Raw genomic sequence first — 15,079 nt, 5'->3', positions numbered from 1 at the left:
TGGGGTGGAAACATAGTTATTAAAAGGGGAATGAATAGAAAATGAGGACATATGTCTTTTGTGTTGTAATTTATCATTAGTTTTATTAATTTGTTCAAAGTGAAATCGTTCATACAGTTTTCTATATATTTGCGATCCTTAAAACGAAAAAGGTGTTCAAAAGTAACTTTTGAACACCTTTTTTCATTTTATTTAGTTGTTGAATTTTTTAAGCCAAGTACATTGATGACAAAGCAAAGGATTCCTAGACTCATAATGGTTGCACCTGTTGCGATATAAGGAACTGTTCCGGAGCTTCCGGCTTCATTCATAATGAGGGCAATCATCATGATTGGTAGCCCGATATTGTGAAGCCAAAAGTGAATTTTGCTGAGAGTATTTGTTGCAATGGAAGGAAAAAGATGATAAATAAGACCAGCTAGTGCTAGGGAAACCCAGCCTAATAAATTAATGTGAGCATGAGAAGGACCGTAAACAAATTTATCTGCAATGCTCATATACAATCCGAAACAGATACCAATTAGAAAATAAACAACAGAGATTTTTAAACATTTGATACCCATATATTTCACCTCCTTCTATATAGTTATATGAATTGTTTGCGAGGAAAATATGAGGCTAGTGTCCTAGTTGACGAAAAAAATTAAAAGCGTGAGAGTAGTAAAAATCTAAACTTACGCTTTTTTATGCAATGTAGTTAATTTGCCTTTTCAAAAGCTAATTTCACACTGAAAATGATTAAAACCACGCCAGAAATAGCTTGAATAGCCTTTTGTGTGGATGCTTTCTTCATAAAAATGTGAATTTTATCTAGGAGCAGAATATATCCAAGCATAAATAGCAAAGTCAATATTATATAGGTTGCTCCTAACAAAATGAATGGCATGAGTGTGCTTTCATTTGGATTCACGAACTGTGGAAGAAATGTTAAAAAGAACACAGCCACTTTTGGATTAAGTAAATCTGTTAAAAATCCTTGACGGAAGCTTGCTTGTTTATTAGAAGTTGAGTTGTTTGGTTCTTGCTCTACTTGTGTTTTACGTCTTGTAGCAAGAAGAGAAGTAACTCCTAAATATAATAAATAGGTAGCACCAATAATTTTGAATAAAGCAAAAAGGTGAGAAGAATGTACAATTAATGCTGATAAGCCAACTACTGCTATGAATGTATGAATGCAAAGAGCAAGGCATATACCAAGAAGTGTTTTGGATCCTGCGGATATTCCCGCACCTAATGTGTTCTTTGTAACCATAACCGTATCAGGGCCAGGTAAGATGACAAGTAAAAATGATAAAAGTACAAATGAAGCAAAGTTAATCACAATTGTTCCTCCTTATTTTTTTATCCTTAATTATATTTAATTTTTTGAATTAATAAACAAGTGATTGGTTAATCCTACAAAAATAAAAAAGAAGATATAGGTGAATAAAGAGTGAAATGTTATCCATAAATAACAAATCGCTAGGGAATACTATAATAAAAGTATGTACATTTTATGACAAACATTCCATTACAATAGGAAAATTAGTAAGATAGAGAACGGAATATTTACTATTAGAAAATAATATTTTTAATTCAAGTTAACAGTGTGATTACAACCATATGAGGAGTGTCAAAAAAATGAAGATTTTATCCTGGAATATTCGACAAGGCGGTACGAATGGGCGTTATAAACCTATCTCGACTACATTAGTAGAGTATAATGCTGATGTTATTGTTTTGTCCGAGTTTTGGGAAGGTGAAAAAGGCGATTTTATTAAAAAACAATTGACTGAAGCAGGGTATATCTATCAGGTAACTCATCAAGCACCATTTAAGGTTAATAGTGTGTTTGTCGCTTCAAAAATTGCATGTGAAGACATTACGAATATGGATGAGTATGCTGTTCCTTATGAAAGATGGACAGAATTCTATTTTCCAGAAAGTGACTTTACGTTGTTAGGCGTTCATATTCCAAACCATAATTGTAAATTACATGATAAAGAAGTGTTCTGGGAAGAGATGAACACATATGCGAAGAATAATTTACAGAAGAATGGACTCATTATTGGTGATTTCAATACAGTGCTACAAGAAGATAGCCAAGACAAGCCACTTAGTTGCACGAAATATTTGTCACAATTGGCTGATACAGGGTGGATGGATTGTTGGCGCTTTAAGCATGAGAATGCAACAGAGTTTAGCTACTTTAATACAGAAGGAAAAGGCTTTAGACTAGATGATGCATTTATTACGCCATCACTGCAAAATAAGGTGGTAAGCTGTGAACTTTCACATAAAGAAAGAGAAGAAAAATTATCCGATCACTCCATTTTACTTGTGGAGCTTGATATATAGAAGGCATTTCTTGAACTTGTAAAGAATATTCTATTCTTTACAAGTTTTTTTAGTATTTTTTATTTTAAAAATTTGAAATTATTAAAAAATAGGGTACAATAAGGATTAATGTTCAGCACATCGACGCACTGAAGCGTCTTTGTGTTGATGTAATTTGTCGAAAATTTGGGGATTTTTCTAAAAAAGATAAATGGGAGTGGAAGGTCATGTCAAAGATTAAATTTCATTCAGGAGAAAATGTGCCATTAGAGATGCACAAAGTTCGTATCGTTCAAAAGTTAAACTTACCACCAGTTGAAGATCGTCTAAAAGCGATGGAAGAAGCGGGGTATAATACATTCTTATTAAAGAATCGTGATGTATTTATGGATATGTTAACTGATAGCGGTGTGAATGCGATGAGTGATAAGCAACAAGCTGCAATGCTTGAAGCAGATGATAGCTATGCAGGCTCTGAAACATTTACAAAGCTAGAGAATAAAATTAAAGAAATTTTTGGAACAGAATATTTTTTACCAACTCACCAAGGTCGTGCGTGTGAGAATATCATTTCACAAAGCTTTGTAAAACCAGGTACGATTGTTCCGATGAACTATCACTTTACTACTACAAAGGCGCATATCGTATTAAATGGTGGGCGTATAGAAGAGATTTTCATCGATGAAGCGCTAAACTTAACAAGTGATAATCCTTTTAAAGGGAATATGGATCTGGATAAGCTTCGTGATTTAATTGAAACAAGCGGTGCTGATAAAATTGCTTTTGTTCGTTTAGAAGCAGGTACAAACCTTATTGGTGGACAACCATTTGCTGTTGAGAATATGCAACAAGTTCGTAAAGTATGTGATGAGTTCGGATTAATGTTAATTCTAGATGCAAGTCTTTTAGCGGATAATCTATACTTCATTAAGGAAAGAGAAGAACAATGTAAAGAGATGACTGTTCGCGAAATTACGCGTACAATTGCGGATCTTGCAGATATTATTTACTTCTCAGCTCGTAAGCTAGGAAATGCTCGTGGTGGTGGAATTTGTACGAATAATCGTGATGTATATATGAAAATGCGTGAGTACATAACACTTTATGAAGGTTTCTTAACATACGGTGGTATGAGCGTTCGTGAAATGGAAGCTATTACTGTAGGTCTTGAAGAAACAATGGATGAAGAAATGATTAACCAAGGACCACAATTCATTTCATTCATGACTGAGGAATTAATTAAGAAAGGTGTACCAGTTGTTACACCAGCAGGAGGATTAGGTTGTCATATTAATGCGATGGAATTCGTTGACCATATACCACAAAGTGCATATCCAGCAGGTGCACTTGCAGCAGCACTTTACATTGTCAGCGGTATTCGTGGCATGGAGCGTGGAACACTTTCAGAACAACGTGATGAAGAGGGTAACGAAACATTATCACATATGGAATTATTACGTTTAGCGATGCCACGTCGTGTATTTACACTTTCGCAAGTAAAATATGCAGTAGATCGTATTGCATGGTTGTATGAAAACCGTAAACTAATCGGCGGATTAGAATTTACAGAAGAGCCAAGCGTATTACGTTTCTTCTTCGGTAAATTAACAACTTCAACTGATTGGCAAAATAAATTAGTAGCGAAATTCAAAGCGGATTTTGGAGATAGTTTATAAGGTTTCAATGAGGGGGGCTGTGTCAAAAGTGGGGTCGAAACCACTTTTGGCGCAGCCTCTTTGGTGGTTTTAGTTGAACTTAAATTGATTAATTGTTGTAATTCATCCAAAAGCAAAAAAGCCGGTGAGAATAGCAATCTCAAACGACTTTTATATATAGCATTTAGTCTATTTTGAATTGGTTAACTTGTTGCTGTAAATCAGCTGCAAGTTTTGCTAAGAGTTGAGTGGAAGCTGTAATTTCTTGCATGGAAGCGGTTTGCTCTTCTGTAGCTGCAGCCACATTCATTGTATGCTGAGATGTTTCTTTAACAACAACTGAAATATCACTGACAGTAGCTGATACCTCTTGTGCACTTGCTGACATTTGTTCAACTGTAGAAGCCATATTGGTTACTTTTGAATCCATATCATTTAACGCATGTAGGATATCTTGGAAGCTTTCTTCTGTTTGTTCTACAATCTTAATACCGTCTTCCACTTCTTCTTGGACTTGAAGCATTGAGGCTGTGGAGAGAGACATATTGCTTTGAATTTGTTTAATTAAATCCGATATTTGACTAGCTGATTTTTGTGACTGCTCAGCTAACACACGTACTTCATCTGCCACAACTGCAAATCCTTTCCCATGTTCACCAGCGCGAGCCGCTTCAATTGCAGCATTTAAGGCAAGTAGATTCGTTTGATTGGCAATAGCTGTAATAACAGCTGATATTTTATCTATTTCGGCGGATCTAGTATCTAATAATTGCAATACTTTACTACTTTCATGCACTCGATTATGAATCAAGCTCATTTGTTTAACAGTTTTTTCTACGAATACGTTACCTTGCTGCGCTTGTTTTGAAATCATGGTGCCAGTCTCTGAAATGACTGTAGCATTTTCTGCTAAGTCTTGAATGGCAGTACTAAATTCTCCTAATGATTTTGAGCTATCTTCTAAATTACCAGTGCTACCTTCCGCTCCGGTAGCGACTAGTTGAATAGAGTGGTTAATCTCATCAGTTGCTCGACTTGTTTCGTCTGCACTTGCAGTTAACTGTTGAGAGGACGCTGCCACTTGTTCAGTGGAATGAGATACTTGGTGGATCAGTTGCTTCATATTATTTTTCATATGGTTATAAGCTTTTACTAGTTTTCCAACTTCATCATTCGAAGAAATCGCTACGTCGTTACCTGAAAAATCACCATCTGCTGTTCTAGTTAACTCTTTACTAATTGCAACAATTGGATTTGATAAACGCACTGAGAAGAAGAAGGAAATGATACCGCCAATAATGAGTGCAATCACTGAGATAATAGAAACGATTTTTAACACTTCCGTTGCTGGATTATTGAATTCAGAAACATAGGCGCTTGAAGCAATGTACCAACCCCAATTAGGTTCACGCTCAACATATGTAACCTTGCTTCCTACCTTATTTGTTTCAGCGTTTAGCCACTTATAATAAGCAAAATCTCCTTTTTTTCCTATCTTAAAAAATTCTTTCCCAAGATTTACGCCATCTTCCGTAGTAATAGCGGTAAGATCATCACCTTCATTCACAGGATTCATGATGGATATACCGTTTTTATCCATAGCGAATATATAACCAGTTTCACCAAACGTATATTTTTGATCGAGAGATCGCTTATTTTGGTCATTTTTAGGACCCAGGATTTTTGTACGGAACTTTTCTTGTGCTTCTTCTAGTGTTAGGTTACCAGATCTAACATCCTCATTTAAAAGTTCAATCATCCCAATAGCTAATTTCGCGCTTTTTTGTAGTTGTGTTTTTCCGGCATCATCTAGTTTATCTTTGGAAATATTGTAGGAAGAAAAACCTATAATACAAGCAGAGAAAATTAGTATGGACAAACATAAAATAATTAGTTTGATACGCAATGATAGATTTTTCATTGTAACGAGAAACCTCCTTATGTATACAGTAAACGACAATATTAGCAAAATTATCCTTGTAAGTAGTATATAAAATTACTGAAAATTGTAAATGATTACATAAGGAAATTATATCTACATTTCGTTTTAAATAGGGAAAAACCACATAAAAAAGCGAAAAAAATACAATTAGTAGAAAAAATACATATTAAGTAAAAAGTTAGGTATTAAGATAAGTGTTTTAGTAGTTTCATAAAAACTAATTGTACAAGCAATATTTTTCTGATATAGTTTATTGGTAATTTTAGTACTAGGTTATAAAAACAAATAATAAAACTACATACTAATTGTGGGTTTTGAAGGGATGAATAGAATGGAAGCAACTACAGTAACAACGCCTGCTCCAAAGAAACGAAGGTGGCCAAAAGTTGTCGGATTCACAGTACTTGGTCTGATAATTGTATTGGCATTGGTTCTTTTTGGAGCAAATATGTTTGCGAAGCGTTCGTTACCGCAAATATCAGGAGAAATTAAACTCGATGGTTTAATAGATACAGTAACGGTAACAAGAGATGAGCAAGGTGTACCACATATTGAAGCAAAGAATGAGCATGATTTATATATGGCGCAAGGATATGTAACTGCACAAGATCGTATGTTTCAAATGGACTTAAGTCGTAGGCAAGCCTCAGGAGAATTGAGTGAGGTAATTGGTGAAAAACTAGTAGAACAAGATAAGTTCTTTCGTACATTTGGATTAAGGCGTGCAGCTGAGAAGTCATTACCTGATTATTCAGATGAAATGAAGGAAGTATTACAATGGTATGCAGATGGCGTGAATAGTTTTAGACAAGAAGCTATTAGTAATAAGAAGCTACCTGTTGAATTCACAATGCTAGGTTATGAGCCGAAAGAATGGACTATTCTCGATTCGGTTACGATTGCGAAGTATATGGCATATGACTTAGGTGGACATTGGGAAGGACAAGCCTTCCGCCAGTATATGTTAAGTAATTTCCCAGAGGAGAAAGCATTAGATATTTTCCCGTCGTACCCTAAGGATGGACCTACCAACATCCCAAAAGGTGAAATAGATTACGAGAAAAGTTTTGTACATGCTGTTATTCCACCAGAATTTAATGGAAGCAATAACTGGGTAATCAGTGGTGAAAAAACGGAAAGTGGAGCACCGCTATTAGCGAATGATCCACATTTGAGTTTAGCAGCACCTGCAATTTGGTATCAAACTACGCTACAAGCACCTGACTTAAAGGTGAGTGGAGTCATTTTTGCAGGTATTCCTGGTATTATTTTAGGACATAACGAAGACATAGCGTGGGGTATAACAAATGTTGGCCCAGACGTACAAGATTTATATATTGAGAAGCGTAATCCAAATAATTCAAAACAATTTTTACATAATGGTAAATGGGTCGATGCTGAAGTTATTAACGAGAAGATTTCAGTAAAAGGGCAAGAGGCTATCAATCATGAAGTAACGATTTCACGCCACGGTCCAGTTATTTCAGAGTTTGCTCACCAAAATGATGGTGAAACAGCATTAGCTTTGAAGTGGACAGCTTTAGAATCTACTCAAGATTTAGAAGCAATTATTGGTATGAACAAGGCGAAGAGTTGGAAAGAGTTCGATCAAGCAGTTGAAGTATTTAAAGCACCAGCTTCAAACTTTGTATTTGCATCGAAGGATGGAACAATTGCGTATAAAGCAGTAGGGAATATACCAATTCGTAAAAAAGGTGATAGTACGGTTCCTGTGCCAGGTTGGAATGATGATTATGAATGGACAGGCTACATTCCCTATATAGTAAGGATCCAATCCCGGTTGGTGGAAGTAAAGTAACAGTTCAAGCAGCGGAGCGAAATGTTGAAACAGGTTTAGTTAACCACGGAGCATCATGGCGTTTCGTTATCGATGTAAATGATTTATCGAAAGGTTATCATGTTGTTGGACCTGGTCAGTCGGGACATTTTAAAAGCAAATGGTATGATAATCAAGTAGAGGATTGGGCTAATGGTGGTTATCACGTAACAAATATGTCAGAGAAAACATCAAAGAATCAGACACTGACGTTAATTCCACAATAAATAAGACAAAAACACCAATTTTTTTGGTGTTTTTGTTTTTTTATGTGTGCATATTTTGAAATAATTCAATGACAAGACAGTTAACCTTCATTATAATTATACTTATATAATAAATGCATTTGTAACGTTTAAAATAAATAGAGAAAGTGGCGTTATTTTTATGCTTCGATTAAAGTATGTAGTAACTGTAATAGTAGCAGTTATGTTTATATTCATTTGGAGAAATTCGATAAAGCATATCCCTGATTTAAAAGAAATGAAAGCTAATACGGATCAAGTAATAGAAGAAACAAAATTTAAAGATTATGTGCAGGGAACATCATTTATTTTTCATAAAAAGCCTAGTGAGAAAGAAGTTGTAATCACGGTAAAGGTGAAATTGAAAGAAGCTTTTTTAAATTTAACAGAGCCAGAACAATATTTGGTTATGAGTCTTGCTCAACGGTATTTGTATTCTAATTATCAACATGTAGATTCATATCAATATTTTTTTGGAATTAAAGCAACTTATGAAAATGAAGAGTATTTCTTTAATGACAAGACAGAAAACTTGATCATTAACGGAGAAAAGGTTTTATCTAGAGATGTTCTACAAGAATTGGATTTAGCAAGCTATCACATTTATGAACCTTATACATCAAATGGTCATTTAAAAGTAAACGTGTATCATTTTGTAGAGCGATTGTATAATCTTATTACTCAGAATGGTAGGTACTATAATCCAAAAGAACATAATGAAATCATTATAAGTGAAACGAGGAAGAAGTTTAGTCTTTCTCTTGCGGAAATAAGAAAGGTTTGTCAATACATATTCATTTATAAAATGAATCTTATAGAATAAATAAAGTTTGAGCCCGCTTTGTAATCAAAGAAAGGGCTTTTTGTGTTTTTGTGGAAGATGTGGGAGGTTTTTGAATAATTTTAATGATAGTTTACTAGTAGGAAAGGCTTGTTTTTTGTCGTTAAAACAGAAAATTCACATAAAAAGCAATAATATTGTAGAAAAAAATGGTATATTAATAGGACAATACATAGAATAGAAAGGACATATTATAAATGAAAACATTTGCGAAACTACTTCTTGGTTTAGTTGTCTTTATCTTTAGTATTTGTACTTTAGATACTTCAAAAACAGAAGCGGCAACAACGTTTAAAGACATTAGCACGAATCATCCAGCCTTTGACGAAATTGCATTTTTAGCTCAAGGGAAAATAACAAGCGGAGATGAGAATGGTTACTTTAAACCGCGGCAAAATGTAACTCGCGCAGAATTTGCGGCGATGGTAGGGCGCGCGTTAAACTTGGATGGCACAAAGAAAAAGACAAAATTTAAAGATGTTGGTTCAGGTAATTTTGCCTCAGGTTATATTCAATCTGCAGTTGATAAGAAGATTATTTCTGGTTACTCAGATGGTTCATTCAAACCTAATGGATTAGTAACTCGCGGTGAAATGGCAATTATGATTAGCAGAGCTTTTGGTTATGAGTTTAACAATACCACTTCTGGAGCCGCAAAAGCTATTACATCAAGAGGAATTGATACTACACAAGCGGATGGAACATTTGCTGCAGAGCGTCAAGCAGTTCGCGAAGAAACAGCTATCTTTATTGCGAGAGCCATTGACTACACAATGCGTTTAAACAATCCTTCAGTATCATTTAGCAGTGAAAGATACGTAACAAGTAGCACGTTAAATGTAAGAAAAGGGCCATCAACAAATTATAATGTAGTGAAAGTTTTGAAATATAAAGAGAAAGTAACACTTGGATACCAAGTTGGAAATTGGGTGTTAATTAAGGCAGACGACAATACGATTGGGTTTGTATCAACAGATTATTTATCAACAAGTAATCCAACTTCTTCAGGTGATAATCCAGGAGATACAAGTGGTGGTAAGTCTCTAGCTTCACAAGTACTTGTTATTGATCCAGGGCATGGAGGAACGGACCCTGGTAAAGTTGGTTTTGGACTCAAGGAAAAAGATATTGTTTTAAATACAAGTCTACTATTAAAAAAATTACTCATTCAAACACCATTAAACGTAAAATATACGAGAGAAACAGATGTAACACTTGATCTTGTTAAAGACCGTGTACCGTATGCACTTAGTGTAAAAGGTAATACATTCGTTAGCATTCATGCGAATGGTGGTGGTGGAACAGGTAGTGAAACTTATTATTGGGGTAAAGTAAGTAAAGCAGCCACCAATCCGTATGTTTCAGATAGCAAAATGTTAGCTGAATTTATTCAAAAGCGATTAGTTGTAGCACTTGACACGAGAGATCGTGGAATAAAGCATGGAGACTTTCATGTTATTCGTGAAAATCAAATGCCTGCTGTGTTAGTTGAATTAGCTTTCATGGATACAAAAGCTGATAGTGAGAAATTAAACTCTCCTGTTTATCGTCAAAAAGCAGCAGAAGCTATTTACCTTGGTATACTAGATTACTATAAAGCAAAAGGCTTTGATGTTGCACCATATTATGATGTAGTGTAAAAGTTTAAAATGAAATGAAGATAAGACTGTTCATTAGTCAGAATTACGGACTATGAGCAGTCTTTTTTTTAGCAAAAAAGGTTGTAAAAAAGGTTGTAAAAAAGGTTGTAAAAAAGGTTGTAAAAAAGGTTGTAAAAAAGGTTGTAAAAAAGACTAACTCGACGGTACAATAAAAAAGTCCGAACAGACGGTTTTGAGGAGGCGTATTGATTGGAATCAAAAGCGAAAATAAAACGTGACTTAATATTAAAGTCAGCTACAGAATTTGTTATAGAGCATGATTTTAATGCATTAACGCTTGATGCAGTTGCCAAGCACGCGGGTATCAGCAAAGGAGGGTTGCTATATCATTTTCCTAATAAGGAAGCTTTATTTCTTGGCTTAGCAGAACATATTATCGAGGATTTCATGCAACGTTTTAATGAATTTGCGCAACAAGATACCTTTGAGCAAGGAAAATATACAAGAGCACTAATTGATGCATCGATTTGTGATTTGAACGAAAACGGAGAATTAAATATAGGGCTTTATGCTGCTTCAGCCTTAAATCCAGTACTGGCAGAGAGTATTTCTAATAGCTATCAAGATGCACAGAATAAAATTGAACAAGATGGAATAGATCCAATAACGGCAACAATTATACGTCTAGCTATGGATGGTCTTTATTATTCAGAGTTATTTAATATAGCACCTATTGATGATGAGTTGCGTAAAGGTGTAATTGATAGGTTAGTAGACATGACAAAATAGAAGGGGGATTTTCAATGAATCCTTTTGTATTATTATTTATTGCTATCATTTCAGAGGTGTTTGGAAGCTCTATGCTTAAGGTTTCTAACGGATTTAAAAGACTTTGGCCATCTATAGGGGTTGTTATTGGGATGGGGATTGCCTTTTTTTGCTTATCTCTATCTTTAAAACATCTACCATTAGGAACAGCGTACGCAATTTGGTCAGGAGTGGGAACTGCTTTAACAGCTGTCATTGGAGTATTAGTTTGGAAAGAAAAGATGCATGCTAAGAAACTTGTAGGATTAATTCTCATCATTGGTGGAGTTGTAATTATGAAACTTTCTGGTGCCGCGCACTAGAATTGAAAGAATGGAGAGTGTGATATGAACGGTTATGTTGCGTTGGCTTTAGCGATTACAAGTGAAGTATTTGGAACAACTATGCTTAAATTGTCTGAAGGATTTACTAATGTATTCCCATCTATAGGAGTAGTTTTGGGATTTGGTTGTGCTTTTTATTGTTTATCGCTCTGCTTAAGAACAGTTTCTTTAAGTTTAGCCTATGCAATCTGGTCAGGAGTAGGTACAGCAATAACAGCCTTACTTGGCATTCTTATTTGGAATGACCCTTTTAGTATGATGACCTGCTTAGGGTTAATATTGATTATTGGAGGAGTCGTTTTACTTAATTCTAAAGAACTAGAAAGTGGAAAAACACCATCAAATGGCTAATTTGATGGTGTTTTTAATTGATGATTTTTAGTTTTTTGAGAGTTTTTTCCTATATAATAAGAGTAAAGTTAATCAGCGAAAGGATTGAATAGATGAAAGCAAAGTTGGCAGTTCTTATTTCGATTTTGATTTTATTGGAGCTGATTTTTTTAGTTGCCAACTTGTCTCAAAAAACGCCAAGTAATCCACCTACTGCGGAAAATGGCATACTCGATTTAAGTAATTGGGATTTCGAAAAGGATGGCATAGTCCCGTTAAATGGTGAATGGGAATTTGTTGGAGATAAACTACTCCTTCCTAAAGATTTTAATAATGCCAAAAGTATTTATGAAAAAGTACCTAGAGGTTGGAAAAGTGATAGCTCAATTGGAACTTATCGATTAACCGTATATTTGCCGAATAATGAGAGGAATATTGGTTTAACGATTCGAAATATTTGGTCTTCTCACGTTCTTTATGTAAATGGTGAAAAAGTAAAACAAGTTGGATATCCCGACGAAAAGAAAGCTAAAACTATTAATAAAAATGTTCCTTATGAATATTTTTATTCTATTAAAAATTCAAAGTTGGAACTTGTGTTTCAAGTAGCCAACTATAGCAATACGGAAAGTGGCATTGTTCAGCCTATTGATATAGGTACAGAGCAAGGGATCAATAAAGCAGCGCATTATAGCTTTACGACAGAATGGGCGGCAACGGTATTTTTATTAATATTTGCTGTATACCATTTAACGCTTTTTATGATGAGACAGAGAAATACAATGTACTTTTATAGTGGTGTTTATTTCTTTGTAATAAGCCTTTTGATTGCTACTAGAAAAGAACGAATTATTAGTCGTATTTTTCCTGACATTTCATTTGAATGGCTCTTTACCCTACAGGATTTATCTACGTACGGAAGCTATGTTGTCTTATTTGCCTTTTTAATTCATGTTGAACCTAAACTAGTGCGAAAAAGTGTAGCTGTGATATGTTTAGCACCTATTATTCTATACGTCATTTCATTTATTGTGTTACCGGCACGAGCAATTTCTGTTATTCAAGCGCCTGTTACAATTTATAGTAATATTCTTTTTTTCTATTTTTATATAAGATTGCTTATTATGGCTTTTAATAATCAATCCTCTATGAATAGAAATGAAGTATGGTCTTTAAGTGGAGTTATCTTCTTTCTATTTGTTACTTCATTAAGTGGAGCGTTAGATGCTGCAAGACTTAGTGGACTTGAATTTTATAATCATATTGGAATTTTAGGATTTATTGTTATGATGAATGCTTTTCTTGCGACACGATTGAAAAATGAAACTGAAAAGGCTGAACAGCTTGCTGTTAGTTTACAAAAAAGTAATCGAATTAAAGATGAATTCTTGGCTATTACATCACATGAAATGAAAACACCACTGCATGGCATAATGAACATCGTTAATGAAATAACAAAAAAACCACGAAAGAATTTAACAAATGATCAATATGATAAGTTGTTAATAGTGGAACAAACTACGGAAAAACTAAATTATCTTTTGAATGATTTGCAGGATTTCACGAAGATGCGATTTGATGATTTGAAATTAGAAATAGGTGCTATTGATATTCGGGTTATTACGAGTATTGTTTATGAATTGTTAGCTTCTGATCTTGACCATAAACAAATTAGCTTTGAAAATAATATTCCAGCAAATTTATGTATGCTTGGTGATGAAAATCGTTTTCGCCAAGTATTATTTAATGTATTGCATAATGCAATGAAATTTACGGCAAATGGAAAAATTGTTGTTTCAGCACTTAAAATGCAAAACGATGTGTACCTTTATATAGAAGATACTGGATGTGGAATGGAAAAAAAGGTTATACCATCTATTTTTGAGTTTTTGTATTCTGAAGATTATGATAGCGTTTCGTTCAATAGTCGTGGGATGGGATTGGGTCTTTATATTAGTCATCAATTAATGAATAATATGGGTGGAAGAATTTGGGTAGAGAAAACGGAAGTAGGGAATGGAACCATTATAGCTTTAGCATTGCCTTTTGCAGAAGCTAAATCTTTAATGGTAAGAGAAGAAATAGAATTTAAAACGAAATCAAAAATTCAATTGGAGTTGTCCCCTAATAAAAAAGATAAAGGTGAAAAAGTTCTTATAGTAGATGATAATCCCGTTAATATTCAAGTGTTAAATCTATTATTGGAAGAAGAATTTATACCGATAGCGGCATATTCAGGATTTCAGGCAATGAAAATACTGGATGAAATGAATGATATTAAATACGTTATTACAGATGTTATGATGCCTGGTATGTCAGGGGTTGAATTAGTAAAGAAAATTAGAGAGCAATATACGTTGATGCAACTTCCTGTTATTGTTGCAACAGTATTAGATGCACCAAGAGATATTGCAATGGCTTTTCAGGCAGGTGCGAATGACTACATTACAAAACCATTCAACAAAGAAACTGTCTTAACACGCTTACATACAGTAAAACAAATTCGAGTGTCTATGCAGAAAGCGTTAGAACACGAAATGGCTTTTTTACAGGCGCAAATTAAGCCACATTTTCTCTACAATGCATTAAATGCTATTATTGCGTTTTGCTATATTGATTCAGAACGTGCCTCACATTTACTGACGATGTTAAGTTGCTACTTAAGATATGTCTTTACTACAGGGAAGGAAGGGCACGTGACAACACTAGAAGATGAACTTGAAGTTACCAAAGCGTATGTAGAGATTGAACAAGCTCGTTTTGGAGAGCGTTTATCTTTTGTCTGTGATTGTTCTGAAGAAATAATAGAGCAGGATATTGAAATACCGAGTCTTTTTATACAGCCAATGGTGGAAAATGCTATACAACATGGTTTATTTAATAAAGCAGGGAATGGGACGGTTTATTTGCGAATAGAAGAGAAGGAAGCGGGGTTCCTAAGCATTACAGTTAAAGATAATGGTGTTGGAATGTCTAAACAAAGACTGCAGAAAGTGACTTCTGAACCAGATGCTAGCAATGGTATTGGCTTGAGTAATGTTAGAAGAAGAATTCGAAATATTGAAGGAGCAGAGTTCTATATTTTTTCTGAGCTAGATGAAGGTACAACCATCAAAATTGTCATTCCTAAAAAAGTGAAACTTTGCTAGGAGGGGATTCAT

General features: G+C 34.4%; 12 protein-coding genes and 1 pseudogene. 10 read left to right on the top strand and 3 right to left on the bottom strand.

Annotated elements, in window-relative coordinates:
* Nucleotides 1-188: 188 nt before the first annotated feature.
* Both TX86_RS13475 and TX86_RS13470 read right to left on the bottom strand, forming a co-directional pair.
* Entirely contained in the window at nucleotides 189-563 is a 375-nt protein-coding gene (locus TX86_RS13475; protein ID WP_042349303.1) for a cytochrome-c oxidase, read from the bottom strand.
* 134 nt (nucleotides 564-697) lie between these two features.
* Nucleotides 698-1,324 (bottom strand): LysE family translocator, encoded by a 627-nt coding sequence (locus TX86_RS13470; protein WP_042349302.1) that lies wholly within the window; start codon nucleotides 1,322-1,324, stop codon nucleotides 698-700.
* A 296-nt stretch (nucleotides 1,325-1,620) separates the two neighbouring features.
* Here TX86_RS13470 and TX86_RS13465 point away from each other — a divergent pair, with 296 nt between their 5' ends.
* Both TX86_RS13465 and TX86_RS13460 read left to right on the top strand, forming a co-directional pair.
* Nucleotides 1,621-2,337 carry an endonuclease/exonuclease/phosphatase family protein gene (locus TX86_RS13465; RefSeq protein WP_042349301.1) on the top strand — a complete coding sequence of 239 codons (717 nt, stop codon included), beginning with the start codon at nucleotides 1,621-1,623 and terminating at the stop codon, nucleotides 2,335-2,337.
* A 206-nt stretch (nucleotides 2,338-2,543) separates the two neighbouring features.
* Nucleotides 2,544-3,992 (top strand): tryptophanase, encoded by a 1,449-nt coding sequence (locus tag TX86_RS13460; protein ID WP_042349300.1) that lies wholly within the window; start codon nucleotides 2,544-2,546, stop codon nucleotides 3,990-3,992.
* Between the two features lie 163 nt (nucleotides 3,993-4,155).
* Here TX86_RS13460 and TX86_RS13455 read toward each other — a convergent pair whose 3' ends face one another.
* Entirely contained in the window at nucleotides 4,156-5,892 is a 1,737-nt protein-coding gene (locus tag TX86_RS13455; RefSeq protein ID WP_042349299.1) for a methyl-accepting chemotaxis protein, read from the bottom strand.
* A 343-nt stretch (nucleotides 5,893-6,235) separates the two neighbouring features.
* Here TX86_RS13455 and TX86_RS13450 point away from each other — a divergent pair.
* The 8 genes and pseudogenes from TX86_RS13450 to TX86_RS13420 all read left to right on the top strand — a co-directional run.
* Nucleotides 6,236-7,693 (top strand): annotated as a pseudogene (locus TX86_RS13450) (penicillin acylase family protein); the annotation flags it as partial.
* A complete protein-coding gene (locus TX86_RS27850) occupies nucleotides 7,672-7,977 on the top strand; it encodes a penicillin acylase family protein (protein ID WP_052343664.1) in 306 nt (101 codons plus the stop codon). The pseudogene TX86_RS13450 and the gene TX86_RS27850, both read left to right, overlap by 22 nt.
* A gap of 160 nt (nucleotides 7,978-8,137) precedes the next feature.
* Complete coding sequence (locus TX86_RS13445; RefSeq protein ID WP_042349298.1) at nucleotides 8,138-8,818, top strand: hypothetical protein; 681 nt, start codon at nucleotides 8,138-8,140, stop codon at nucleotides 8,816-8,818.
* Nucleotides 8,819-9,033: 215 nt separating this feature from the next.
* Nucleotides 9,034-10,476 (top strand): N-acetylmuramoyl-L-alanine amidase, encoded by a 1,443-nt coding sequence (locus TX86_RS13440; RefSeq protein WP_042349297.1) that lies wholly within the window; start codon nucleotides 9,034-9,036, stop codon nucleotides 10,474-10,476.
* Nucleotides 10,477-10,686: 210 nt separating this feature from the next.
* A complete protein-coding gene (locus tag TX86_RS13435) occupies nucleotides 10,687-11,226 on the top strand; it encodes a TetR/AcrR family transcriptional regulator (RefSeq protein WP_042349296.1) in 540 nt (179 codons plus the stop codon).
* A gap of 14 nt (nucleotides 11,227-11,240) precedes the next feature.
* Entirely contained in the window at nucleotides 11,241-11,567 is a 327-nt protein-coding gene (locus TX86_RS13430; protein ID WP_042349294.1) for a DMT family transporter, read from the top strand.
* A gap of 24 nt (nucleotides 11,568-11,591) precedes the next feature.
* Nucleotides 11,592-11,939, top strand: a complete 348-nt coding sequence (locus TX86_RS13425; protein WP_042349293.1) for a DMT family transporter — start codon at nucleotides 11,592-11,594, stop codon at nucleotides 11,937-11,939.
* Between the two features lie 92 nt (nucleotides 11,940-12,031).
* Nucleotides 12,032-15,067 carry a hybrid sensor histidine kinase/response regulator gene (locus tag TX86_RS13420; protein WP_042349292.1) on the top strand — a complete coding sequence of 1,012 codons (3,036 nt, stop codon included), beginning with the start codon at nucleotides 12,032-12,034 and terminating at the stop codon, nucleotides 15,065-15,067.
* Nucleotides 15,068-15,079 lie beyond the last annotated feature (12 nt).

It is taken from the genome of Bacillus massiliigorillae, from assembly GCF_000380245.2.
Classification (GTDB): domain Bacteria; phylum Bacillota; class Bacilli; order Bacillales; family DSM-1321; genus Bacillus_AD; species Bacillus_AD massiliigorillae.
This window is presented reverse-complemented; position numbering and strand designations above follow the sequence as displayed.

What these genes read in the sequence shown, in the direction of transcription:
- TX86_RS13475 (WP_042349303.1), bottom strand. Translation starts at nt 563, where the DNA reads ATGGGTATCAAATGTTTAAAAATCTCTGTTGTTTATTTTCTAATTGGT.
- TX86_RS13465 (WP_042349301.1), top strand. Translation starts at nt 1,621, where the DNA reads ATGAAGATTTTATCCTGGAATATTCGACAAGGCGGTACGAATGGGCGT.
- TX86_RS13460 (WP_042349300.1), top strand. Translation starts at nt 2,544, where the DNA reads ATGTCAAAGATTAAATTTCATTCAGGAGAAAATGTGCCATTAGAGATG.
- TX86_RS13455 (WP_042349299.1), bottom strand. Translation starts at nt 5,892, where the DNA reads ATGAAAAATCTATCATTGCGTATCAAACTAATTATTTTATGTTTGTCC.
- TX86_RS27850 (WP_052343664.1), top strand. Translation starts at nt 7,672, where the DNA reads ATGGACAGGCTACATTCCCTATATAGTAAGGATCCAATCCCGGTTGGT.
- TX86_RS13445 (WP_042349298.1), top strand. Translation starts at nt 8,138, where the DNA reads ATGCTTCGATTAAAGTATGTAGTAACTGTAATAGTAGCAGTTATGTTT.
- TX86_RS13440 (WP_042349297.1), top strand. Translation starts at nt 9,034, where the DNA reads ATGAAAACATTTGCGAAACTACTTCTTGGTTTAGTTGTCTTTATCTTT.
- TX86_RS13430 (WP_042349294.1), top strand. Translation starts at nt 11,241, where the DNA reads ATGAATCCTTTTGTATTATTATTTATTGCTATCATTTCAGAGGTGTTT.
- TX86_RS13425 (WP_042349293.1), top strand. Translation starts at nt 11,592, where the DNA reads ATGAACGGTTATGTTGCGTTGGCTTTAGCGATTACAAGTGAAGTATTT.
- TX86_RS13420 (WP_042349292.1), top strand. Translation starts at nt 12,032, where the DNA reads ATGAAAGCAAAGTTGGCAGTTCTTATTTCGATTTTGATTTTATTGGAG.